A 22985-nucleotide genomic window follows, 5' to 3' on the forward strand; every position below is an offset into this window, starting at 1 on the left:
CGCCGCGTCAGGGGCGTGGCTTCAGGCTGATGAACGTGATGGTGGCGATGCCGGCGAACAGGACAGGCCCCGACCACTCGCCGAGTGCCAGATAAGGCAGCACGACACCGGCAAGACCGATCCAGGCGAGCAGCGCTGCCAGCACCCGGCCGTCATCCACGAACACCTTCCATATCCGCGTGGCAAGGCTGAGCAGGACCCTCACGAGGTCAGCCCCGGCCCGCGGGAGTCGCGCCGGCAAGGCGAGCCACTCCGAGCGCCGAGACGAGCAGGAACGCCAGCCCGAGCCAGAGCACCGCCAGGTCGCCTCCGGGCCAGGCGAGGCCACAGCCCTCCCCGATCCAGAACGTCCCGAGGCCGGACAGCATCGCCCCCAGAAGGCGCTTCAGGGCGTTCTCCGGAACCCGGGTGATCGGGCCGCGCAGGATCAGGCCGATCACGCACACGAGCAGGAAGGCGGCCACCGCGCCCAGCACCGCGGCACGCATGGCGGCCGGACCGGTCTCCCCGATCGCACCGACGATGAACACGACCTCGAGCCCTTCGAAGGCGGTGGCCTGGAACGCGATCGCCAGGGCTGGGGCGTCCCAGGGTCCAGGTCCGCGCGCCATGGCCGCGAATCGCGTTTCGTGACGCTGCAGGGCCGCAGTCTCGTCGCGCATCGGGATCAGGCCAGCGCTCCGGCGGGTCGATTTGCGGAGCCACCGGGTTCCGAACAGCAGCAGCAGCAGCCCGAGCACGAACTGCGCAGGGGCGATCGGCAGGTGCCGCAGCAGCGAGCCGAACGTGGCCAGCAGCAGCGCCAGGAGCAGGATCGCCGCGGCCGCACCGGTCAGCGCCGAGCGCCAGTTGCGGGCCGCACCCAGGGCCAGCACGACGGTCAACGCCTCGATGAACTCGACAGCGGAGGCGGCACCTGAAGCAAGGACGGTCGGGATCAGCTGCAAGGGCGCCATGCCCCACGGCTTAGATCATTCCGGTGCGACCACACCAGGGGCGGCGAGGATCATCCGCGTTCCCGCCACCGGCCCCCGCAACCGACTTCAATTGTTCATGAAAGTCCGACGCTGCTGTCAGGCGGGCGTCAGGCACGCCCCCTATCCACCGCTCTGCCGGATGTGACGGACCAATTTTGGTCGCCGGACCAGGAGCTGAGGCATGCCTGTGCGAAAGCGCGGCATGGCGGCGCGGTGCGGTCGAGACAAGGAGCCAACCCTTTGCGAACTCAACTCAACCGCTCGCTCGCGAGCGTGCTTGCCGTGGTGCTTGCCGCACCTGGCTTTGCCATGGCTGCGGATACCGAGACCAAGACCGTCGGGCCGCAGCTGAACGGCTCGATCCTGGCCTCCAGCAACCAGCTGCTGACGCCGGCCGGCGTCACCGTGCAGCTCGGCTCGCCGGTGCGCGCCAAGGCGATCGCGCTCAATCCGAACACCAAGACGCATACGGCCGCCGTGCTGCTGATGAGCGCCGCCGAGCCGGTGATCGTGTTCGACACCCGCACGGGTGCGGTGCTGCAGCGCTACGTTCCGGTCGCCAAATCCGGCTCGACCTTCACGCCCGACGCCACCGGATCGTTCGCCGGCATCGCCTACAGCCCCGACGGCACCAAGCTGATGTTCAGCCAGGACGACAGCAAGGTCCAGGTGGTGAACGTGAGCCCGGTCAACGGCGAGCTGACGCAGGGCACCACCGTGACCATCCCGGCGCCGAACAATCCGAACCTCTACACCGCCGGTACTGCCGATCCGGGCGGCATCGCGGTGGTGGACGACAACGAGGCGCTGGTGGCGCTCAGCGCCAGCAACGCGGTCGGTGTGTTCAACCCGACCAGCGGCGCGCTGATCGGCCAGATCCCGGTCGGCAACGCGCCGAACCACGTCATCATCGCCGGCAACTACGCCTACGTTGCGAACGAGGGCGGCCGTACGGCGACCGCGTCCGACTTCACCACCCTGTCCGACGGCACCCCGATGGTCGCCGACAAGACGACGGGTGCGGCGACCACCGGCACGGTCTCGGTGATCAACACCAGCGGCCAGGTCGCGGCGACGATCAATGTCGGTCTGCGCCCGGCGGGCATGGCGCAGTCGAACGGCTACGTCTATGTCGCGAACGCCTATAGCGACACCGTCTCGGTGATCAGCACCGCCACCAACACCGTGGTGCGGACGATCCCCGTCGGCGTGCCGCTGGCGAACGGCGCATTCGGTGCGGGTGCCGACTTCGTCGCAGTGGTCGGCAACCGGCTCTACGTGACGCTGGGCGAGTCCAACGCCGTCGCCGTGGTCGACCTTTCCAAGTCGGACGCCAACGCGGTGATCGGCTACATCCCCACGCTCTATTTCCCGACCGCGATCGGCTACGACCCGGGCACCAGCCAGCTGGTGGTCGCCAACGACAAGGGCACCGGCGCGCAGGGCTCGATCGGCACCGCGCATGGCGTTTCGGCGTTCAACACCCACCAGGACACCGGTGCGGTCAGCCTGATCAAGATCCCGACCGCGGCCGAGCTCGCAGCCGACACCGTCAAGGTTTACAACAACAACCACTGGCTCTCCGCCAATGCCGACCTCACCGGCGCCGATCCGGATGCCAAGGCCGTGGCCGTGCCGAAGCGCATCGGCGAGCCGTCGCTGATCAAGCATGTGTGGTACATCATCAAGGAGAACCGCACGTACGACCAGATGCTCGGTGACGTGGCCCAGGGTGCCGGTGATCCGTCGCTCGCAGTGTTCGGCGCCAACGTTCCGAACCAGCACGCCTTCATCCAGCGCTTTCCGCTGCTCGACAATTTCTACGCGCCGAGCCGCCAGTCCGCCGATGGGCATCCTTGGACCATCGAGGCGGGATCGTTCTACTCGAACGACATCCAGTCGCCCGACTGGATCCGCTCCTATCCGGGCGGCAACGACAACGACGCGCTGACCTTCACGCAGAAGGGCTACATCTGGACCAACGCGGTCGCAAAGGGCCTGAACGTCAAGATCTACGGCGAGTGGAGCGACGCCTCGGTCGTGGCCAACAACCCCGCCACCGACCAGCCTTACACGTGGGCCGATTTCTACAACACGTCGCTCTATAACGAGAGCGGCGGCAAGTCCGGCGCCAACGTGGTGCCGCCGAACTCGGACTCCGAGCAGTCGCAGATCCCGGCGGTCAACAAGCTGCTCGACCCGCATTATCCGTCCTTCAACCTGGGCATCCCCGACCAGTACCGGATGGACTACTACCTGCCGCTGCTGGCCGCACAGGATGCCGCCAACCAGGTCCCGAACCTCACCGTGATCTGGCTGCCGAACGACCACACCAACGGCACCACTACCGGCAATCCGCTGCCGAACAACTACGAGGCCGACAACGACCTGGCGCTCGGACGCCTGGTCAGCGCGATCAGCCACAGCAAGGTCTGGTCCAGCTCGGCGATCTTCGTCACCGAGGACGACAGCCAGGACGGCGTCGACCACATCGACGGCCATCGTGAGCCGGCCTACGTGATCAGCCCGTACGCCATCGCGCCGCAGTCGAGCGGCGTCGGCAAGGTGATCGACACGACCTACACCGTCGTGAACATGGAGCGCACGATAGAGAACATTCTCGGTGTGCAGCCGATGTCGCAGTTCGACCGGGTCGCGACCCCGATGTTCAATGCCTTCCAGAACAAGGCCGATCTCACGCCGGTCGCGGTCACCCCCGCCAACACCGCGCTGAACATTGGGCCGGGCAATGTGCCGATCCCCGGCACCGGGCCTGCCAACTACACGATGAACACGCACACGATGAGCCCGTTCGAGAAGGCCTGGAACGTCGCGTCGAACCGCATCATGCGGCCGAACATGACCAAGGCGGACATCGTGGATGAGCGTTTCCTCAACCATGTGATCTGGTACTCGGCGACCAACTGGCATCGCCCGTATCCGGGTGAGCACACGATGCTTTGGCCGAGCGCGTTTCACAATGTCGTCAAGGCGCACGACGACGACTGACCGGCACCATCCCCCGTCCGCGACCGCGGGCGGGGATCGATATCTTCACCAGATCGATCTTCCGGTTTCGGTGCGTGGCGGCTAACGTCACGTGCCGGGATCGGCCAGGCGGCAGGACCTCCCCGGATGCCCCGGTGTCTGCGGCCTGACCACGGAAACACGAGACCGGCGGAGGCCGCGGCACGACAATGCGGGTTCTGCTGGTCGAGGATCATGACGAACTGCGCGACATGCTCGGCGCGCATCTTCGTCACGCGGGATTTGCCACCGATGCTGTCGGGTGCGGCCACGATGCCCTGGCAGCGGTGGAGACCGTGCCGTACGACGCCCTCATCCTGGATCTCGGCCTGCCCGACCTGGACGGTTTCGAAGTACTCCGGCGGCTGCGCGCGGGCCCGGCGGCGGCCCTGCCGATCCTGGTGCTGACGGCGCGCCAATCGGTCGGCGATCGCGTGCAGGGGCTCGATGCCGGCGCCGACGATTACCTGGTCAAGCCGTTCGACATGCTTGAGCTCGATGCCAGATTGCGCTCGATCACCCGGCGCACGGAACGACGTCCCGAGGCCGCGCCACCGCTCGGCTTCGGAGACCTGCAATTCCACCCGGCAACGCGCGAGGCGGTGGTGGATGGCCGGGCGCTGGCGCTGACCCGGCGCGAGGCAGCGCTCCTGGAGGAGCTGGTGCGGGGCAGCGGCCGGACCATGGTACGCGACATGCTCGAAGACCGGCTCTACGGATTTGCCGAGGTATTCACCGGCAATGCGCTCGAGGCGACCGTCTCCCGCCTGCGTCGCCGGCTGGCGGCGGCCGGCTCCGTGGTGGCGATCGAGACCGTGCGTGGCATCGGCTACCGTCTGCTGGCAGCGTCGCGACCGGCAGAGTGAGCTTTACCGGCGCAGCGCCACGATGAGGCCGATGGGCAGCCTGCGCGGCCGGCTCACCATCTCGATGGGGCTGGTCCTGTGCGTTGGACTCGGCGTGGTCGCCGGGCTGCACGTGCTCGAGGATGGCAGCGGGCTCGAGCGGGAGCTGAGCCGGCTGCTCCTCGGCGATGAGCTGCCCGAACCGTGGCAGGACCTCGCGGTGCTGCTCCCGGTGGGCGGCCTGATGCTGCTGCTGGTCGGAGTGGTTTGCCGCTGGACGCTGCGCCCGCTGCTGCGCGCCTCGATGGAAGCGGCTCGGGTCGGGCCGCACGATCCCGGCCGTCGCATCGGCACCAGGGGGCTGCCGATGGAGCTTTCGCCGCTGGTGAAGGCGATGAATGCGGCGCTCGATCGGCTTGCCGGCGCCTACGAGGTCGAACGGCGTTTCACCATGAATGCGGCTCACGAGTTGCGCACGCCGCTGACAACTCTGGCGCTCCGGCTGCAGCGCGTGCGCCATGACGGTGCCCCGCTGGACTGGCCCGCACTCGAACGGGATATCGCCAGCATGAGCGCGCGGATCGACGGTCTGCTCGACCTGGCACGCAAGCAGGGAGCCGGCGCCGACCGTGTCGAGACGGATCCGGTGGTGGATTTCGACCGGGTGGTGCGGGCAGCCGCGGCACAGATGCTGCCCCTCGTGGAGGCCGCCGGTCGGGCGCTGTCGGTGGAGTTGCCCGATATACCGGTTCCGGGTTTCCGCCTGCGCGGCAATGCCGCCGACCTGCAGGACATGGTGCGCAACCTGATCGAGAATGCCCTGCATCACGGCGCCGGCCGGATCGGCCTGGCAGGGGCCATGATACGGGTTGCGAATGACGACGGCCGCTCGCACCTGAAACTCGATGTCAGTGACGAAGGCCAGGGTGTTCCGGAAGCGCTGCGACCGATGATGTTCGAGCGCTTCCGCAAGGGGCGCCAGGCTTCCGCCGGAAGCGGCCTCGGGCTTGCGATCGTGCAGGAGGTGGTGCAGCGGCATGGCGGTACCGTGGGGTTTCTGCCCGGGCCCGACTGCGTTGTTCAGGTGCTGTTGCCTGTACTGTCATAACAGCTTCACTAGAACGTTCTGAGAAGTTCCCTAGAACCGGCCGGTCAGGTTCTTGTCAGGACGAACTCTCAGATGTTTGGCTACCGATCGATTCCGTGTTGCGGCACGACTGCCCCGCTCCTCGCGCTCGCCCCGCTGTTTGCACTTGTCGCGACGACATCGGCCGAGGCGCAGACCGCCGCACCGGCGGAAACCATCCAGGTCACGGGCCAGGCGTTTCCAGGCGTTGCCGCGCAGCAGGCGCCGCAGGGTGCCTCGCTGACGGAAACCGAGCCGACCTCGACGATCTCGCAGCGCTTCATCGCGCAGGACGTCCCGGCCACCTCGAACTACGACGATATCCTGCGGATGACGCCGAGTGCGATGGACATCGATCCGAACGGTCCCGGCCTGCAGCAGGATTTCGGCCAGAGCATCCGCGGGCTGCAATACACCCAGTTCAGCGTGTTGTTCGACGGTGTCCAGGTGCCGGGCTCGCCCAGCAACCTGTCGCCACAGCCGGCAGCGTATTTCGTTGCACACGATCTGCAGACCATTACCGTCAATCGCGGCCCCGGCCCCGCCTCGACGATCGGCTCGGCGACCTTCGGCGGTGACGTCGAGCTGCACGGGCTGGATCCGTCGACGACCTCTGCCCTGGTGCCGTATGCGACGTTCGGAACCTTCGGCACCAAGCTCTATGGTCTCGAGGCCGATAGCGGCACGTTCACCCATACTCTGGGCGGCGGCCTGCTCGATGGCGGCCGCATCATCGTCGACCTCGAGCGCAACGAGAGCCGCGGCGCGCTGAGCGGCACGTCGGACGAGCGCCGCAACTTCTACCTGAAATACATCCAGCCGCTCGGCGCCGACACCACGCTCACCGCGATGGTCAACCTGGACAATGCCGTCACCGACACGCCGTACGGCACGTCGATGGCCGAGATGCAGAAATACGGCCGCAACTTCTCGTTGAACGACGACCCGCATAGCCAGGCATACGGGCCGTACAATCGCGATGCCTACACCACCGACTTCGAATATCTGAAGCTCGATCACGATTTCGGCAACGGACTGAAGGTCTCCGACCAGCCCTACACCACCGCATTCTACCATCGCGGCGTGCAGACCTCGGACCCTTCGCTCAGCTCGCCCAACCTGACCAGTTCGGCCTCCCACAAATACTATATCGACGGCGCGTTGGTGAACCTGGACAACGCCGTTCCAGGTGCCGCCTACCAGAACGATTATCGTGCATGGGGCAACATCCTGCGCCTCACCCAGGATACGCCCTGGGGCCAGCTGCGGACCGGCGCCTGGTTCGAGAGCGAGGACAACACGCTTTACAAGACCAACGTGGTCCTCACGCACGACCAGCAGCCCTACGTCACCAAGCGCGGCGCGTCGCCGTATCAGTATCAGTATTTCGACCGGCTGATCACCGCGCAGCCCTACATCGAGTATGCCTGGCGGCCGCTGCAGTCGCTCACCATCACCGGCGGCGTGAAATACAGCTCCGTCACGCGCCACCTCGACGGACCGCTGGTGCGCACCATCAAGGGCCCGGCCGACGACCACGCCACCTACAACAAGGCGCTGCCCTCGATCGACGTGAACGAGCGTCTGACAAAGAACTGGTCGGTGTTCTTCCAGGCGGCCAAGGGCTTCCTGACGCCGCCGCTCAACGTGTTCTATGCGCAGATCGTCAACACGGTGCAGCCATCGAGCACCGACAATTACCAGATCGGCACCGTGTACCAGCGCGGCTGGCTCAGCGCCGACGCCGATTTCTACGACCTGCAGTATCAGAACTATATTGCCGCGACCACGATCGGCACCAACACCGAATACACCAACCAGGGCAACGCCACGTTCAAGGGCATCGAACTGGAGGCGACGGCGCAGGTCGGTTACGGGTTCGCGCTGTACGCCAATGGCTCACTCAACGACGCCCACTATCATAACGGCGCCCAGATCGCGCAGGCGCCGCGTCGCACCGCGGTGGCGGGTGTGCTGTTCGACCATGGAAACGTCATTCGCCGCGGCGACAAGCTGGACGCTTCGTTCCTGATCAAGGATGTCGGTCAGCAATATGGGCTCGATACCGGCCAGAAGGACAAGTTCCCGATCAAGTCGTACGACACCACTGATGTGTCGGTGCATTATCTTCTGCCGCTGCAGCAGCACCGCCAGATCGATCTTGGTGTCCAGGTCACGAACCTGTTCAACAATCTGAGCATCATCGGCTATGCGGGAGCCGCCGCCGGCAACGGGGCGCCGCTTTATTGGGTCAACCCGGGTCGCGGCATCTTCTTCAGTGTCGCGGCCAGGATCTAGACCTGGCCTCGACGTGGGTGACGCTACTGGCTGATCAGGTTCCAGGCCTGCACGCTGGCGGCGTGGCAGGCATTGCCGATGCCCTGCTCGGAAATCTGGCGGGCGAGGGTGTCCATCATGTCGTCGACCGGCTGCCGGTCGAAACGGTCGCCCTCGAGCACGCGGCAACGCTCGAGGATTGCCGTCGTCATCGGGCCCGGCTTGACCTGCCGACCCTCCTCGCACATCGCCTTGGACTGCTCGGCATAGCGATGCAGCCGGGCAAAGCTGTCACACCGCGCGCGCTCCTCATCGCTGAGTGACTGGGGGCCAGAAGGCGCACCAGAAGGCGCACCAGACGACGCACCAGAAAGCGTACCAGGCGAAGCGGCAGCAGGCGGCGGTGTGCCTTGCGCCAGTACGGGCGCCGAGGGGAGCCCCAGCAGCAGACCGAACAGCAACCCGGCGATCGGCCTTGGCAGCCACGCCGGGTCTGGAGCTTCGGGCTGACGGCCTGCCATCGCGCGCGTCGCTTCGGTCATCAGAACTCCCGTTAACACATTGCGGCGGGGCAGCTGATAGTCTCGACCACCGACCCGCTCCACATTACAACCCCCGAGCTTCGCACGCCCTCCGGGAGGAGACGACGTCATCGCCCTGGTTCCGGTCACCTCCCGCATCTCCCTCGACGAGGAGGAACTGCATGAGTCCTTCATGCGGGCGTCCGGAGCAGGCGGACAGAATATCCAGAAGGTCGAGACCGCCGTCCAGTTGCGCTTCGATGCGCGGCAGTCGACGAGCCTGCCCGATGCGGTGCGCGCCCGTCTCGAGCAGTTGGCCGGGCATCGCCTGACCAATGACGGGGTGATCGTCATCATGGCACAGCGTCACCGCACGCGTGAACGCAATCGTGTGGACGCCCTGGAGCGGTTGCTTGCGTTGATCCGCGAGGCCGCCACGCCGCCGCCCCCGAAGCGGCGGCCGACGCGACCGACCCGCGGTTCCAAGGAACGTCGGCTGGATGGCAAGTCGCAGCGCTCCGACACCAAGCGCTTGCGTGGCCGCCCGGACGGCGACTGAGCTGGCACGCGGCGACGAAGCTCCACGAAACATGAACAAGGACGTCCAGTGTCAGATTACGTGAAACCTGCCGCGATCGTTGGCAGCATGATTGAGTCCGGCGTGGTCAAGGCGCGTCTGCCGACGATCGATCTGCTGGTGCGCGCGATGCTTGCCGGCGCCTATCTCGCCTTCGTTACCTCGATGGCGTTCCTGGTCGCGGCGCAGACCGGCCAGTTCGTCGTCGGCGCGCTGCTGTTCCCGGCCGGCTTTGCGCTGATCGTCGTGCTGGGGATGGAGCTGCTCACCGGCAATTTCGGCATCCTGCCGACCGCCCTGTTCGCCGGCCGGATCGGCTGGGCGGCGATGCTGCGCAACTGGGGCCTGGTGTTCCTCGGCAACCTGGCCGGCAGCCTGCTGTATGCGGTGCTGTTCTGGATCGCTGCCACCGATGCCGGAAACACCACCGGCGGCGTGATCGGCGACAAGCTGCGGGCCCTCGCGGTCACCAAGACCACGGCCTATGAGGCATTCGGCATGGCCGGCATGCTGACCGTGTTCGTCAAGGCGATCCTGTGCAACTGGATGGTCAGCCTGGGTTCGGTCATGGGCCTCGCCTCGACCTCCACCTTCGGCAAGATCCTCGGAGCCTGGCTGCCGATCTTCATCTTCGTGAGCCAGGGCTTCGAGCACAGCGTGGTCAACATGTTCGCCATCCCGGTGGGCATGATGTTCGGGGCCCATGTGACGATGACCGACTGGTGGCTGTGGAACGAGATCCCCGTCACCATCGGCAACGCGGTCGGTGCCTTCCTGCTGACCGGCGGCGCGCTCTACTTCACCTACGCACGCAACCAGCGCGCGCTGCAGGACACCACGACACCGGTCGTCGTGACCGTCTGACCCGCGGCGGCGGGGCGTTGGCGGTCGTTCGTCACGACGATGCCAGCGCCCCCGCCGGACGCAGGGTGCCCACCTCGGTGCCGTTCCAGTTCTGCAGACGAGGCCGCACCAGGGTTTGCAACAAGGCCTGCTGCTCCGGGGTGGCCGGCACGTGGCGCGCCAGCAGGGCCGCCGCCACAAGCTCGGCGGCACGGGTGGCACCGTCGGCACACTTGACCGCAATGCCCAGCCCCTGCTCCGGCAGCGACAGGACATGCGTGCCCTCGGCCCCCATCTTGCTGAACACCGCCCCGCCGAACGCCTGCATGACGCGGGTATCGAAGCGACCCGGCCCGGCGACCAATACCGGATTGGCGGCCACTGCGGCGCGCAGCCTGGACGCGGCGCGGTGCCGATCCGGATGCATGCCGATACCGGCGCCGAAGCGCGCGAAACCGAGCGCCAGCGCACGCAGCGGAATCGCGTAGGTCGGGATCGCACAGCCATCGATCGCGCGGTTGCCGTCATCCAGGCGTGCACCGGTCATGTCGGCGAGTGCCGCGGTGACCTGGCGCATCGTCTGGTGCTCCGGGCGGACGTAGCCCTGCACCGCCACGCCCGCATCCACCGCGAGGCAGACGAAGCCGGCATGCTTGCCCGAGCAGTTGTTGTGCAGCGCAGACGGTTCGGCGCCGGCCTCGACCAGCGCGCGCTGTCCCGCGCGGCTGGTCGGCCAATGCACGCCGCATTCCAGGCAGCCCGGCTGCTGGCCGGCCTTGTGCAGCATCGACGCGGCGGTTTCCACGTGCACCGGCTCGCCGACATGCGAGGCGCAAGCCAGTGCGAGCTCCGCATCGGTAAGTCCGAGGCGGTCGGCGGCGCCGGTCTCCACCAGGGGCAGTGCCAGCAGCGCCTTGACGGTCGAGCGGGTGTAGAACGGCGCGTCGATGTCGCCCGCCTGGAACAGCACCGCACCATGCGCGTCGATCACCACCGCACTCCCGGCATGGCGGGATTCCACCCTGTCGCCGCGTGTCGCTTCCACCAGCAGCGCGTCCATTGCATCTCCCGAGACCCACCCGAAGGTCACACCCCCCACCGGCCGTCCCTCTTGCAATGCCCGCGGCGGCTCTGCAAATCGGCAGGGCACCTCCGCCAGGATGGGGGGACCGGCGACGATGGGAGCAGGCACATGACCAACCCCGCCAGCAATGACGTGCACATGTTCGGCAGCGAGCGGCTGCAGGTTTCGGTGGCGCGTGCCGGCGCCGAACCGGTGTCGCTGCAGACTGCCGGCGGTCGGGAGCTGCTGTGGCAGGCCGGCCCGGAATGGCCGCGTCATGCGCCGGTGCTGTTCCCGATCATCGGGCGCCTGGCGAATGACACCCTGCTGCACGACGGGCGCCGCACCCGCATGACACAGCACGGGTTCGCCCGCGACCGGCGCTTCGAGTGGATCGAGCGTGACGCCTCCGGATGCCGCCTGGCACTGATGGACGATGCCGAGAGCCGGGCGATCTACCCGTTCGCGTTCCGCCTCGAGGTCGCATATCGCGTCGAGGGCGACCGGCTGTCGGTCGAGTACCGGATCGTCAATCCGGGTGACACGGTGCTGCCGGCCTCCCTCGGAGCGCATCCGGCTTTCCGCTGGCCGCTCTCCGAGGATACCGCCCGGGAGGCGTATCGGCTGGTGTTCGCGGATCCCGAGCCGGCGCCGATCCGCCGTGTGGTGGGTGGCCTGTTGCGCGAGGCTCCCGAACCCAGCCCGATCGACGGCCGGGAGCTGAAGCTGGCGGACGCGCTATTCGTCGACGATGCCGTCATCCTCGACCGGCCGGTGAGCCACGCCGTCACCTATGAAGCCGGTGCCGACGGGCCGGCGCTGCGCATCGCGTGGCACGGCATGACCCAGCTCGGGATCTGGTCGAAGCCCGGCGCCGGCTTCCTGTGCATCGAGCCGTGGCATGGGCTGGCCAGCCCGGTCGGCTTCGAAGGCGAGTTCCAGGACAAGCCGTTCCTGATGCACATCCCTCCCGGCGGCGAGGACCGTCTCGGCTGGAGCGTGCAGCTGCTGCGGAGCTGAACCAGGCCGCGGAGTGACGGAGGGCGCGACAACCGGCGGCGCGCTGCCACGTTTCGATTGGATAGTGCGAGGGAGACGACGATGCCGAAGGCCATGTTCATCGAGATCGAAGCGAAGTCGGAAAGCCAGGACGAGATCGCCGATTTCCTGCGCAATGCCGTGGACGCGGCGGAGCATGAGCCCGACACCCGTGACTGGTATGCGCTGAGGTTCGATGCGCAGCATTTCGCCTTGTTCGACACCTTCGACGGGCATCTGGGCCGCCTCAAGCACATCGCCGGCGAGATCGGCCGCGGCCTGGTGGTCAAGAGCTTCACCAGTTTGAGCGGCCTGCCGGACATGTCGTCGTCCGAGATCGTGGCCGCCAAGCTGCCGAACGGCACGACGCAGGCGAGGCTCGCATTGTATGTCCCGATCGAAACCAGGCTCGGCCAGGGCCGGGATTTCGGCGAGATGCTGGTGGCTGCGAAACAGATGGCGGATGCCGAGCCCGGCACGATCGCCTGGTATGCGCTGCGTTCCGGACCAAACGACTTTGCCATCATCGACTTCTTCGCCGACGAGGAAGGCCGCCAGGCGCATCTGAACGGACCCATCGCCGCAGCCCTCAAGGAGCAGGTCGGGCGCTTCCTCGACGTGATGCCGGAGATCCGTCAGGCGGAGGTTCTTGCGAGCAAACAGTCCGGCTGGGAGGCGATCGTGTCAGCCGCGAAGCAGATGCATCCCGAACAGCCCGTCCGGATCGGTCCAGAACCCGTCTGAGCGCCAGCCCGCCGTCGCGGCAAGGGCCACGAACCCGTCGCGCGTGTGCTTGTAGCTGTCCTCGGTATGGATCGTCTCGCCCGCGACGAACTGGATGGTGCGGCCGCCGACCCTGACCGTCTGCGACCGTGGGCTTTGCAGGTGCATCTCGATGCGGCCGTCGCGCTCGTTCCAGATCGCGCGATGGACGAAGCTGTCCGGATCGAAACTGCCGTCGGCGAGATGGTTCACGTGGCGCAGGATGTTGCGGTTGAAGGCCGCCGTCACCCCGGCTGCGTCGTCATAGGCCGGGACCAGCCGCGACGGGTCCTTGCGCAGATCGATGCCGACGACGAGGCACGGCTCGCCGCCGCCCGAGAGCGTCTGGCGCACCAGCTGCAGGAAGCCCACCACCGCCTGTGGACGGAAATTGCCGATGGTGGAGCCCGGGAAGAAGCCCATCGACGGCAGTGTCGCGACACCGGGCGGCAGGGCGAGCGGCTGCATGAAGTCGGCGGCGATCGGGGACAGCAGGATGTCCGGATGGCTCGTCCGCATGCGCCGCACGATCGCATCCAGCGCGGACGGGGCAATGTCGATCGGGACGTAGGCGCGGAACGGTGCGGACGCCGCGTCGATCAGGCGCACGCCCTTGCTCTCGTCTGCGGCCCCGTATTCGACCAGCGCCGTACCACCGGCACCGTTCGCGCCCGGTGCCCGGGCGGCGATCTCGTCGGCATGGAGGTCGAGCAGCGCCACCTCGGCACGGGTGACATAGTACTCGGGCAACTGGGTGATGCGGTTGAACAGCTCGCAGCCGATCTCGTCGTAGAACAGCTTCGCCGGCAGCGTCTTCTGGCGGTTGCCTAGCCCCGCCAGGATCTCGCCGAGCACGTCATCAGGCCGGGCCGCGGTTCCGGCCGGTGCGATCTCGTCAGGCATGATGATCGGTCCCGGGCCCGGTCAGAGGTCCCGCGCGAGACGTACGCCGGTCACCTGCCAGCGCTTCTCGGGGGTAAAGAAGTTCCGATAGCTCGACCGATGATGCCCAGGCGGGGTCGCCCAGGAGCTGCCGCGCAGCACCATCTGGTTGATCATGAACTTGCCGTTGTACTCGCCGATCGGACCGGCCACCGCCTTGAAGCGCGGATATGGCAGGTAGGCACTGTTGCTCCACTGCCAGACATGGCCGAAGAACTCAGGCAGGTCGTCGGACGCGGCCTCGAGCTCGGCCTCCGTCGGCAACCGTGCATCGGCCCAGCGGGCGTAGGCGTCCGCCTCGTACCAGCTCACATGACGCACCGGCGCATCCGGATCGACCGGCGCCAGGCCTGCGGGCGAAACCGTCAGCCAGCCACCCTCCCCGTCCGGGCGCCAATGCATCGGTGCGTCCCATCCATTCGAACGCACCTGGTCCCAGCCATCGGCCATCCACAAGGTCGCGGTCCGGTAGCCGCCATCGGCCATGAACTGCAGCCACTCGCCGTTCCGTACCAGACGGCTGGCAAGCGCATGCGGCTGCAGCAGCTGGTGGTGACGCGGATACTCGTTGTCGAAGCCGAAACCGCCACCGGTATGGCCGATCCCGGCAAGACCGCCGAGTCGCTCGAGGAACCGTGTCGGGCCCGGGGTGCCGGCAGGCGGCCGCCAACCCGGGAGTGTCGGCAGGCCGTCGTCGCACCAGGCGAGCGGGTTCTGCGCGAACGCATGCAGGATGTCGGTGACCAGCAGCTCCTGGTGCTGCTGCTCGTGGTTGATCCCGAGCGTGACCAGCTCGGAGAGCCGGTCAGCGGTCTGCGCGTCGGCGAGCAGGGCGTGCACCGCATGATCGACATGCCGGCGATACTGCCCGACCGCGCCTGCACCGGGACGCGTGACGAGGCCGCGCGTGGCTCGCGGGTGCCGCGCCCCGACCGCCTCGTAATAGGAGTTGAACAGGAAGCCGAAGCTCGGATCGTAGGGAACGTAGGCCGGGTCGTTCGGAAGCAGCACGAACTGCTCGAAGAACCATGTGGTATGGGCGCGATGCCACTTGACCGGGCTCGCATCGGCCATCGACTGGATGACCTGATCCTCGGGCGACAACGCCGCGCTGAGATGGTCGGTGTGCCTTCGGACCGCATCGAACGTGGCCGCCAGGGCCGTGCTCGTGCTGCTGTCTGCCGCAATCGAACCGTGTGCCATGGTCGCCCCGCTTTCGTCCGGAACGGGCCCCGTCACGCCGGGTTCCCGCAATCCGCACCGTCGTCATAACCCGTCCGCCCCGGCGTCGCACCATTCACGTTGCCGGCGTCGTGCCTTACACAATGGGCGGCCGACGTCGGAACGCAATGATCCGGCCGGTCCCGCCGGACATCGCCGTGAACCATCAACCCGCCACACCGCACGCTCCCGATGGCGCCGTTGCGCAAGGTCCCGCCGATGCCGATCGCATCCCGGCACGTGATCACCGCCGCACGCTGCTGCTGAGCCGCAGCTTTGCGCCGCTGTTCTGGTGCCAGTTGCTGGCCGCTTTCGGGGACAACCTGCTGCGCAACGCACTCGGGTTGCTGGCGCTGTGGATGCCGGCCGGCGGCGGGCATGGCTGGATGGTGGCCGCCGCTGCCGGTGCATTCGTGGCGCCGTCGATCCTGTTCTCGGGGCTTGGCGGCGACCTGGCCGATAGTCGCGACAAGGCGATGCTGGCACGACGCCTGAAGGCCGCGGAGATCCCGGTCGCGGTGCTGGCGCTGGTGGCGCTCGGGCTGGGCTCGGTGCCGCTGCTGTTCGCGTGCCTCGTCGCCGCGGGCCTGCTGTCGGCGCTGTTCGGCCCGGTGAAATACGGCATCCTGCCCGATCGGCTGGCCGCAAGCCGGTTGCCCGGGGCCAACGCGCTGATCGAGGCGGCTACGTTTGCCGCGATCCTCGCCGGCGCGGTGGCCAGCGGTGCGATGCTGGGGGGCATGGTGCCAGGAAGTGCCGGGCAGATGCAGCTTCCGGCACGGGTCGCGGTCGGAATTGTTCTCGTCGCCGTCAGCCTGGCCGCGTGGGGTTTCGCCCGGCTGATCCCGCGCGCAACCGCTTCCGCTCCGAGCCTGCGCATCCGTTTCGAGCTTATCGGCTCCACCGTGTCGCTGCTGCGCGGGCTCGGCCACGGGCCGATGCGACGTGCGGCCTTCGCCAACGCCTGGTTCTGGATGGTCGGCAGTGCGGCGCTCTCGCTGATGCCGGGCCTGGTCCATGCACGTCCCGATGGCAGCCCCGGCCTGGTGTCGCTGTGCCTGTGCGTGTTCGCAGGCGGGATTGCTGCCGGTTCCGGGATGGCGTCGTTCCTCAGCGGCGGCCGCATCGTCCTGCTGCTCGCGGTGCCCGGTGCGGCGCTGACCGGGCTGTCGCTGATCGATCTCGGCCATGCGTCGGGGCTGGCGGGCGTGGTGCCATCCAGGCTGCACCTGCTGGCCGACCTGTTCCTGGCGGCAGTCGGCGGCGGCCTGATGGCGGTACCGACCCTTGCCGCGGTGCAGGCCTATGCCGAACCCACCCGGCGGGCACGATCGGTCGCCGGCCAGAACGTGGTCGCGGCGTGTGGAATGGCCTTGACCGCTGCGTTCCTGATCGCGGCGCAGAAGGTGGGGTTCGCGGAACCGTCGCTGCTGGCGATCAGCGGGGCGGCCAGTCTCGTTGCGGGCGGGGTCATGCTGTGGCGGCTGAGTCCGAATCCCGCCGGCGAGCTGGTCTGGCTGCTGTTCCGGCTGTTCTACCGGGTCGAGGTGCGTGGCGCCGAGAACCTGCCGCAGCGCCGCGTCGACGGCGGTGGTCCGGCGGTGATCGTGACGCCGAACCATGTCAGCTGGCTGGATGCGTGCCTGCTGTTCGCGGTGATGGACCGGCCGCTGTTCGCGATCGATGGCGGGGTGAGCCGGCTCTGGTGGGTGCGGCCGTTCCTGCGCGTGGTGGATGCGGTGCCGGTCGATGCGGCGCACCCGCTCTCCATGCGCCGCATCATCGAGGCGATCCGCGGTGGCCGCCCCACGGTGATCTTTCCGGAGGGACGCATCACCGTCACCGGATCGATCATGCGGGTGCAGGATGGTGCGGCAATGGCAGCCGACAAGGCGGGCGCCCTGATCGTGCCGGCGCGGATCGAGGGTCTGCAGGCGACGATGTTCTCCCGCCTCACCCGCACGCAGGTGCGTCGCCGGCTGTTCCCCAAGGTCAGGCTGACGGTGCTGCCGGCGCAGACGCTCGCGTTGCGTGCCGATCTTGCCGGCCGGCGGCGGCGCGAGGCGGCCGGGCGGGCGCTGCAGGACGTGCTGTCGGACATGCAGTTCGCCACGACGGACACCGGCATGACGCTGTTCGAGGCGGTGGCGCTGGCCGCGCGCACCCACGGCATGGGCCGGGTGGCGGTGCAGGATCCGGTGCGCGGGAGGCTCAGCTACCGCAAGCTGCTGGCCGGTGCGGCTGTGCTCGGCACCCGGCTTGCGCCATACGCCACGCCGGAGCGGCGGATCGGGCTGATGCTGCCGAACGCCAATGCCGCCGCGGCATCGGTTCTCGGCCTCGCGTCCGCCGGAATCGTGCCGGTGCTGCTGAACCCGCGCGGCGGTCTTGCAGCATTGCGGGCGGCGATCGACGCGACCGGCTTCACCACCCTCGCCACCTCGCGGCGGCTGGTGGAAAAGGCGCGGATCGGCCCGGTGATGGACGCCCTCTCCGCGCACGTCGCCATCCTGTATCTGGAGGACCTGCCGATCGGGTTCGGAGACAGGGTGCGCGGGCTGCTGCGTGGCCGTCGCCCGCTGGTCCGGGGTGTCGATCCGGACGGTCCGGCGGTGGTGATGATGACGTCGGGCACCTCGGGCGTGCCGAAGGGGGTGGTGCTGAGCCACCGCAACATCCTGGCCAACATCGCCCAGGTCGCCTCGCGGATCGATTTCGGGCCGGCCGACACGGTGCTCAACGTGCTGCCGGTGTTCCATGCGTTCGGCCTGACCGGCGGCATGATGCTGCCGCTGGTGCATGGCGTGCCGGTGTTCCTGTACCCCTCGCCGCTCGACTACCGCACGATCCCGGTGGTCGCCTCGGCGATCGGTGCCACGGCGCTATTCGGCACCAACAGCTTCCTGTCCGGGTATGCCCGTACCGCCCACCCGACGGATTTCCGCACGGTGCGGCTGGTGGTCGCCGGCGCCGAACCGGTCACCGGCTGGACCAGGCGGATCTGGAACGAGAAGTTCGGCCTGCGCATCCTGGAAGGCTACGGCATCACCGAGGCGGCGCCGGTGCTGGCGGTGAACACGCCGCTTTCGAACCGCGACGGCACGGTCGGGCGCCTGCTGCCGGGGCTGGCGGTGAAGCTGGTGCCGGTGGAGGGCGTTCCCGATGCCGGGCGGCTGCATGTGTCCGGGCCGAACGTGATGCTCGGCTACCTGTTGCCGGATGCTCCGGGGCATTTGCAGCCGCCGCGGGAGGGCTGGCACGACACCGGCGACATCGTGTCGATCTCGGGCGCGGACGGGCACGTGACGATCCGCGGCCGGGCGGCTCGGTTTGCCAAGGTTGCCGGCGAGATGGTGTCGCTGGCGCAGATCGAGCGCGTGGCGGGTGACCTCTGGCCGGACGCGGTGTCGGTGGCGGTGGCCCTTGCCGACCCGCGCAAGGGCGAGCGAATCCTGCTGCTCACCGACCGTCCCGACGCCACGCGATCCGAGTTCCTCAAGCAGGCACGTCTGGCACATCTGCCGGACGTGGCACTGCCTGCGGAACTGCGCGTGACGCCGTCGCTCCCCCTGCTCGGGTCCGGCAAACCCGACATCCTGGCCGCAACGAAACTGGCCGCTGCCGGAGGATTGGGGGAGCGCGTCGGCTGACGGTGTGGCCGGGCTTCAGCCGACCGGGAACGGATTGCGTTCCGCGAAGTAGGCCTGGTGCCAGTACGGGTAGGTCTTCGGGCGTTCGCTGGCGGCGTCGAGTTTCGCCACCTGCTCCAGCGTCAGGGTCCAGCCGACCGCGCCGAGATTGGCCCGGAGCTGCTCCTCGTTGCGGGCGCCGACGATCACGTTGGCCACCGTCGGGCGCTGCAGCAGCCAGTTGAGGGCAACCTGCGGAACGGTCTTGCCGACCTCCTCGCCGACCTGCTCGAGCGCGTCGACCACCTTGTAGAGGTATTCGTCCTCGACCTGCGGGCCCATGTCGGCGGTCTTATGCAGACGCGAGCCGGCAGGGATGGGCTTGTCGCGACCGATCTTGCCGGTGAGGCGGCCCCAGCCGAGCGGGCTCCACACGACGGCACTCACGCCCTGGTCCCGGCCGAGCGGCATCAGCTCCCACTCATACTCGCGGCCGATCAGCGAGTAGTACGCCTGGTGCGCCACGTGGCGCGGAAGGTTGTAGCGCTCGGCGGTGGCGAGCGACTTCATCAGGTGCCAGCCTGAGAAGTTCGAGCAGCCGATGTAGCGGATCTTGCCGGCCCGGACGAGGTCGTCGAGCGCCGAGAGGGTCTCCTCCTGCGGCGTCAGGGCGTCGAAGCCGTGCAGCTGGAACAGGTCGATATGGTCGGTCTGCAGCCGGCGGAGCGCCTTTTCCACCGCATCGACCAGGTGGAAACGGGAGCTGCCGACGGCGTTGGCATCGTCGCCGGAGCGGAAGGTGGCCTTGGTCGAGATCAGCACCTGGTTGCGACGGCCCTTGATGGCCTCGCCCAGCACCTCCTCGGCGGCGCCGGCCGAGTAGATGTCGGCGCTGTCGAACATGGTGAGGCCGGCGTCGAGGCAGATATCGACCAGGCGGGACGCCTCCGTGACATCGGAGGTGCCCCACGCCTCGAAGAACTCGCCCTTGCCGCCGAATGTGCCGGTGCCGAAGCTCAGCACGGGGACCTTGAAGCCGGATCGGCCAAGCTGTCTGTGTTCCATCATCGTCATCCTCCAAACGCCCGATCATCGCCGCGACCGCATGTCATGCCGCGGACGCGAGCACGCGGTTACCAACGCTCCGAAACGTGATCGGCTCCTTTGGCTTGGTGGAGCCTCGACCGCGTCTCGATCGGACGCCTCGGTCGGAGACTGATGATGCGGGCTTTGTGTCGGGACGGACGGAACGACACTCGCTCCGAGACGGGGCCGGCCCCGTCGATCGGAGGACCCGCGGGACGTCATCATCGGCGTGACGAGCGGCGCGATTCGCGGCTCGGACCAGCGCCTGATGGATGGGCAGATGCCGATCATGGGGTAGGGCGACGTGCCCGGCCACGAGTTCATGGGCGAGGTGATCGAAGTCGGCATGCAAACCACCCGCTTCGGGAGGGAGATCGGGTGATCGTGCGGTTCAACGTCATTGGCGGCAGGCGCCGCATGTGCGGAGCGGGCAAATGGGCATCGTTCATGACGTCGAACCGCGATGGCGAGATGGCGGCGAAGATGTTCGGCCAGCCGCCGGCCGGGCTGTTCGGCTATCCGAACGTGACCAGTGGTTGTTTGGATGTCAGGCGGAATATGTGCGCGTTCCGGTGGCGGAGGTGGCGCCAATGGAGGTGCTGGACGGACTGCCCGACGAGCAGGCGCTGTTCCTGACCGACATCCTGCTCATCGGATGGCAGGCGATCGACTATTGCGACCTCATGGGCGAGGAGATCACGGCCGGGGAAGCTCCTGACGCAGTGGTCGATTGTGTGGGCATGGGGGCGGCGGCGGGGTACGCGGTCTGCTCGGCGCGATTGGCAAGGTGCGGGCGACGGTGAGCTCCACTCAGGCCCAGGAACAAATGATGCAGGCGGTGCGTCCGAGCGGGATCATGTCGGTGCCGGCCGTTTATGTAGGACCCGTTCCGGTGAATATGATGGGGGTGGTCCAGAAGGGCCCCACGATGCGGAGTGAACAGACCCACGTGAAGCGCCATCTCGAGCCGGTGGCGAAGCTGATCCAGGATGGGACGATCGATCGAACGTTCCTGATCACCCACCGTACCGGCACCCTCAAGAACGGTCCGAAAATGGAAGAGCTTCCGCTATGAGCGGGATAGCTGCGTCAAGGTAGTCTTCCGTCTTAGTTGATAGATAGGATCAGGGTGGACGAAGCCTCGTCATGTTCATCAGCGACCGCCGCCGCATTGTCGATCATGGTCAGCAAGGACTTCTCGAATGACCGGCAGAAGGCCTGACTATCACCTAGCGTGGCATGCCAGCGTTCTGCCGAGAACTCGCCGCGATGGCGCTGGTGAAGCGGGGGATCGTTTGCAAAGGTCACAGCGCACCTGACATAGGAGTCAAGGTTTTCAGTGATCCCGGCGGTGACGCCGTATGCAGTCAGCAAGGCGGCGGCCATACGGGATGCATACGACCTGCCTGGCATCGTGACAATCGGCAGCTTCATACGGATTGCGTCGCTGGCGACGGTTCCCGCATTGTACGGAAAGGTGTCGAGGAAGAGGTCGGCAAGTCCAAGCCTCGCCATGTAAGTCTCTGGTGCGCAACGGTTTGCAAAAACCAGTCGCTCAGGATCTACTCCCTCTGCATGAGCCGTTTCTCGAAGTGACTGCCGAGACCATTTGTTATCGTCGGTAAGCCACAGGATGGCCCCTGGCGCCTGTCTCAGGATTGACATCCAAGCGGCGAATATTTCTCGTGTAATCTTGAAATGACCACAGAAACAACACAGCACGAAACGGCCTTCGGGAAGACCTGCGGCATGCCGGGTCAACCCTTCAAGCACAACACGATGACTGTCGTTGGCTTGATAGATCCCGGCGATTGGCAGGGGTCTGGGAAGGTAGGACGCCGCCTGTGCCGGGGGAATGACGTAGTCATCGCATAGTGTGGCATCGAGCTCGGGAAGCGGAACCGGCCCGACAAACCCGAGATAGGTCGCCTGCAACGGCGCCGGCCGCCACCGCAGAAGCTGCAGTCTGCTTCCGGCAGTAAGACCGTTCAAGTCGATCAGGATGTCGATCTCGTCCTCACGGATCAGCCTGGCGGCGCGCTCATCATCCAGATCGACGATAATCCTCACGTGGTCAAAAGCGGCCAGCACACGCTGACGGATGTCACTTCCATCGTCTCTCGTCGAACAATAACCGAATACCTCAAAACGCGCTCGATCATGCCCCTCGAACAACTCCGCTACGAGATAGCTTATGGCGTGCCTGCAATAGTCCGATGATAGATAGCCGATCCGAATACGCTTTTTTGTTCTAGAGCCACGCGCGTTAGGTGTCGATGCAAGCTGGCCAGCAATCGGTGTGGTTTTTCGGGCAATCCAGGATGCTGTCACTTCTCGCTGTACATCGATGTCATCCGTCAGTGCCAGGACCGCAATCGGTCCCGAGAAAGCCATCATGTCGGAATCACAAAGTCCCAGAGTTGAATCGATGATCGGCCACTGGCACATTTTCTGGCGAAGGTGCAGCCAGTGCTGAATAGCATCAGGTTGTGCTGAGTCGATCCGCAATGACCGGCGCAGCATCTGTTCGCCTTCGTCGAGTCGGCCCAGTTGCTCGAGCAGTCTACCTTGTTGGTTAAGTAAAGCTACCCGGTCGGCATCTGTCTGCAGCGCGGTTCTCCAAGCCTGCAAGGCCGGCTCAATCGAGCCCAGCGCTTCCAGCGCCAGTCCGAGATTGATCGCTGCAGGAGTGAAGTCAGGCTTCATCAAGAGTGACTGCCGATAGGCGAGGATCGCCGACTGCTTGTCGCCGTGCTGACTGTAGATCACCCCCATATTATACCACGCCCCGAAACCATCGCCGGTCCGGCCGCCACCGGCGGCGATCCAGTTCTGGTAGAGTCGAACCTGTGCATCAGGCGCAAGCGGCGGGACGGCGAGATCGAGAGACTGAGCAAGAGACAAGAGACTCAAGTTACCGAAAGCAATCGGCTGGGACGAAATCTCCTCACGGATAGTCCTTCGTGCGATGTCTGGATCAGGCGTATCAGCGCCCGACAAAATCTGATTCATGGGCTTCACCAGCTGCTATACCATTTTCTCGCAGATTGA

General features: G+C 66.8%; 19 protein-coding genes. 11 read left to right on the plus strand and 8 right to left on the minus strand.

What is annotated here, in order from left to right; translation table 11 throughout:
* Positions 1-7 precede the first annotated feature (7 nt).
* Together ACOEQ2_RS06600 and ACOEQ2_RS06605 are read right to left on the minus strand one after the other, a co-directional pair.
* On the minus strand, positions 8-205 hold the full coding sequence (locus tag ACOEQ2_RS06600) for a hypothetical protein (protein ID WP_419730586.1): 198 nt from the start codon (positions 203-205) through the stop codon (positions 8-10).
* A gap of 4 nt (positions 206-209) precedes the next feature.
* On the minus strand, positions 210-956 hold the full coding sequence (locus tag ACOEQ2_RS06605) for a hypothetical protein (protein WP_419730587.1): 747 nt from the start codon (positions 954-956) through the stop codon (positions 210-212).
* 261 nt (positions 957-1217) lie between these two features.
* On the opposite strand from ACOEQ2_RS06605, the gene ACOEQ2_RS06610 reads away from it, so the two are divergent.
* The 4 genes from ACOEQ2_RS06610 (at position 1218) to ACOEQ2_RS06625 (ending at position 8273) form a co-directional block, all read left to right on the plus strand.
* Positions 1218-3986, plus strand: coding sequence for a hypothetical protein (locus ACOEQ2_RS06610; RefSeq protein WP_419730588.1), 2769 nt, complete (start codon positions 1218-1220; stop codon positions 3984-3986).
* A 188-nt stretch (positions 3987-4174) separates the two neighbouring features.
* Positions 4175-4870, plus strand: a complete 696-nt coding sequence (locus tag ACOEQ2_RS06615; protein ID WP_419730589.1) for a response regulator transcription factor — start codon at positions 4175-4177, stop codon at positions 4868-4870.
* A gap of 31 nt (positions 4871-4901) precedes the next feature.
* Complete coding sequence (locus ACOEQ2_RS06620; RefSeq protein ID WP_419730590.1) at positions 4902-5957, plus strand: sensor histidine kinase; 1056 nt, start codon at positions 4902-4904, stop codon at positions 5955-5957.
* 72 nt (positions 5958-6029) lie between these two features.
* Positions 6030-8273 (plus strand): TonB-dependent receptor domain-containing protein, encoded by a 2244-nt coding sequence (locus ACOEQ2_RS06625; protein WP_419730591.1) that lies wholly within the window; start codon positions 6030-6032, stop codon positions 8271-8273.
* Positions 8274-8296: 23 nt separating this feature from the next.
* On the opposite strand, the gene ACOEQ2_RS06630 is transcribed toward ACOEQ2_RS06625, so the two are convergent.
* The gene (locus ACOEQ2_RS06630) at positions 8297-8905 is read right to left on the minus strand and encodes a hypothetical protein (RefSeq protein ID WP_419730592.1); all 609 of its coding nucleotides are present in this window, start codon (positions 8903-8905) and stop codon (positions 8297-8299) included.
* Between the two features lie 61 nt (positions 8906-8966).
* On the opposite strand from ACOEQ2_RS06630, the gene arfB reads away from it, so the two are divergent.
* Together arfB and ACOEQ2_RS06640 are read left to right on the plus strand one after the other, a co-directional pair.
* Positions 8967-9332 carry an alternative ribosome rescue aminoacyl-tRNA hydrolase ArfB gene (gene arfB / locus ACOEQ2_RS06635; protein WP_419730593.1) on the plus strand — a complete coding sequence of 122 codons (366 nt, stop codon included), beginning with the start codon at positions 8967-8969 and terminating at the stop codon, positions 9330-9332.
* Positions 9333-9419: 87 nt separating this feature from the next.
* Entirely contained in the window at positions 9420-10214 is a 795-nt protein-coding gene (locus tag ACOEQ2_RS06640; RefSeq protein WP_419730594.1) for a formate/nitrite transporter family protein, read from the plus strand.
* A 31-nt stretch (positions 10215-10245) separates the two neighbouring features.
* On the opposite strand, the gene ACOEQ2_RS06645 is transcribed toward ACOEQ2_RS06640, so the two are convergent.
* Positions 10246-11253 carry an asparaginase gene (locus ACOEQ2_RS06645; protein ID WP_419730595.1) on the minus strand — a complete coding sequence of 336 codons (1008 nt, stop codon included), beginning with the start codon at positions 11251-11253 and terminating at the stop codon, positions 10246-10248.
* A gap of 132 nt (positions 11254-11385) precedes the next feature.
* Between ACOEQ2_RS06645 and ACOEQ2_RS06650 the strand changes: the two genes are divergently transcribed.
* Both ACOEQ2_RS06650 and ACOEQ2_RS06655 read left to right on the plus strand, forming a co-directional pair.
* A complete protein-coding gene (locus ACOEQ2_RS06650; protein ID WP_419730596.1) occupies positions 11386-12276 on the plus strand; it encodes an aldose 1-epimerase family protein in 891 nt (296 codons plus the stop codon).
* Positions 12277-12357: 81 nt separating this feature from the next.
* Positions 12358-13038, plus strand: a complete 681-nt coding sequence (locus tag ACOEQ2_RS06655) for a putative quinol monooxygenase (protein WP_419730597.1) — start codon at positions 12358-12360, stop codon at positions 13036-13038.
* On the opposite strand, the gene egtD is transcribed toward ACOEQ2_RS06655, so the two are convergent.
* Together egtD and egtB are read right to left on the minus strand one after the other, a co-directional pair.
* Positions 12979-13959, minus strand: coding sequence for an L-histidine N(alpha)-methyltransferase (egtD, locus tag ACOEQ2_RS06660; protein ID WP_419730598.1), 981 nt, complete (start codon positions 13957-13959; stop codon positions 12979-12981). The genes ACOEQ2_RS06655 and egtD overlap by 60 nt on opposite strands.
* A gap of 21 nt (positions 13960-13980) precedes the next feature.
* Positions 13981-15201: an ergothioneine biosynthesis protein EgtB gene (gene egtB, locus ACOEQ2_RS06665; protein ID WP_419730599.1), complete on the minus strand. Its 1221-nt coding sequence runs from the start codon at positions 15199-15201 to the stop codon at positions 13981-13983.
* A gap of 176 nt (positions 15202-15377) precedes the next feature.
* Between egtB and ACOEQ2_RS06670 the strand changes: the two genes are divergently transcribed.
* Positions 15378-18869, plus strand: a complete 3492-nt coding sequence (locus ACOEQ2_RS06670) for an AMP-binding protein (protein WP_419730600.1) — start codon at positions 15378-15380, stop codon at positions 18867-18869.
* 15 nt (positions 18870-18884) lie between these two features.
* Here the strand turns inward: ACOEQ2_RS06670 and ACOEQ2_RS06675 are convergent, their stop codons facing one another.
* Entirely contained in the window at positions 18885-19916 is a 1032-nt protein-coding gene (locus tag ACOEQ2_RS06675; protein ID WP_419730601.1) for an aldo/keto reductase, read from the minus strand.
* A gap of 608 nt (positions 19917-20524) precedes the next feature.
* Between ACOEQ2_RS06675 and ACOEQ2_RS06680 the strand changes: the two genes are divergently transcribed.
* Entirely contained in the window at positions 20525-20737 is a 213-nt protein-coding gene (locus tag ACOEQ2_RS06680; RefSeq protein ID WP_419730602.1) for a hypothetical protein, read from the plus strand.
* A complete protein-coding gene (locus tag ACOEQ2_RS06685; RefSeq protein WP_419730603.1) occupies positions 20734-21009 on the plus strand; it encodes a hypothetical protein in 276 nt (91 codons plus the stop codon). Before ACOEQ2_RS06680 ends, ACOEQ2_RS06685 begins: the two co-directional genes overlap by 4 nt.
* A 32-nt stretch (positions 21010-21041) precedes the next feature.
* Here ACOEQ2_RS06685 and ACOEQ2_RS06690 read toward each other — a convergent pair whose 3' ends face one another.
* On the minus strand, positions 21042-22946 hold the full coding sequence (locus ACOEQ2_RS06690) for a hypothetical protein (protein ID WP_419730604.1): 1905 nt from the start codon (positions 22944-22946) through the stop codon (positions 21042-21044).
* Between the last annotated feature and the right edge of the window lie 39 nt (positions 22947-22985).

It is taken from the genome of Lichenicola sp. (assembly GCF_965198575.1).
In the GTDB taxonomy this organism is placed as follows: domain Bacteria; phylum Pseudomonadota; class Alphaproteobacteria; order Acetobacterales; family Acetobacteraceae; genus Lichenicola.

Excerpts from the sequence above, each read along its gene's own strand:
- ACOEQ2_RS06605 (WP_419730587.1), bottom strand. The coding sequence starts at position 956 with ATGGCGCCCTTGCAGCTGATCCCGACCGTCCTTGCTTCAGGTGCCGCC.
- ACOEQ2_RS06615 (WP_419730589.1), top strand. The coding sequence starts at position 4,175 with ATGCGGGTTCTGCTGGTCGAGGATCATGACGAACTGCGCGACATGCTC.
- ACOEQ2_RS06620 (WP_419730590.1), top strand. The coding sequence starts at position 4,902 with ATGGGCAGCCTGCGCGGCCGGCTCACCATCTCGATGGGGCTGGTCCTG.
- ACOEQ2_RS06625 (WP_419730591.1), top strand. The coding sequence starts at position 6,030 with ATGTTTGGCTACCGATCGATTCCGTGTTGCGGCACGACTGCCCCGCTC.
- ACOEQ2_RS06630 (WP_419730592.1), bottom strand. The coding sequence starts at position 8,905 with ATGACGTCGTCTCCTCCCGGAGGGCGTGCGAAGCTCGGGGGTTGTAAT.
- arfB (WP_419730593.1), top strand. The coding sequence starts at position 8,967 with ATGCGGGCGTCCGGAGCAGGCGGACAGAATATCCAGAAGGTCGAGACC.
- ACOEQ2_RS06640 (WP_419730594.1), top strand. The coding sequence starts at position 9,420 with ATGATTGAGTCCGGCGTGGTCAAGGCGCGTCTGCCGACGATCGATCTG.
- ACOEQ2_RS06645 (WP_419730595.1), bottom strand. The coding sequence starts at position 11,253 with ATGGACGCGCTGCTGGTGGAAGCGACACGCGGCGACAGGGTGGAATCC.
- ACOEQ2_RS06650 (WP_419730596.1), top strand. The coding sequence starts at position 11,386 with ATGACCAACCCCGCCAGCAATGACGTGCACATGTTCGGCAGCGAGCGG.
- ACOEQ2_RS06655 (WP_419730597.1), top strand. The coding sequence starts at position 12,358 with ATGCCGAAGGCCATGTTCATCGAGATCGAAGCGAAGTCGGAAAGCCAG.
- egtD (WP_419730598.1), bottom strand. The coding sequence starts at position 13,959 with ATGCCTGACGAGATCGCACCGGCCGGAACCGCGGCCCGGCCTGATGAC.
- egtB (WP_419730599.1), bottom strand. The coding sequence starts at position 15,201 with ATGGCACACGGTTCGATTGCGGCAGACAGCAGCACGAGCACGGCCCTG.
- ACOEQ2_RS06675 (WP_419730601.1), bottom strand. The coding sequence starts at position 19,916 with ATGATGGAACACAGACAGCTTGGCCGATCCGGCTTCAAGGTCCCCGTG.
- ACOEQ2_RS06680 (WP_419730602.1), top strand. The coding sequence starts at position 20,525 with ATGGAGGTGCTGGACGGACTGCCCGACGAGCAGGCGCTGTTCCTGACC.
- ACOEQ2_RS06690 (WP_419730604.1), bottom strand. The coding sequence starts at position 22,946 with ATGAATCAGATTTTGTCGGGCGCTGATACGCCTGATCCAGACATCGCA.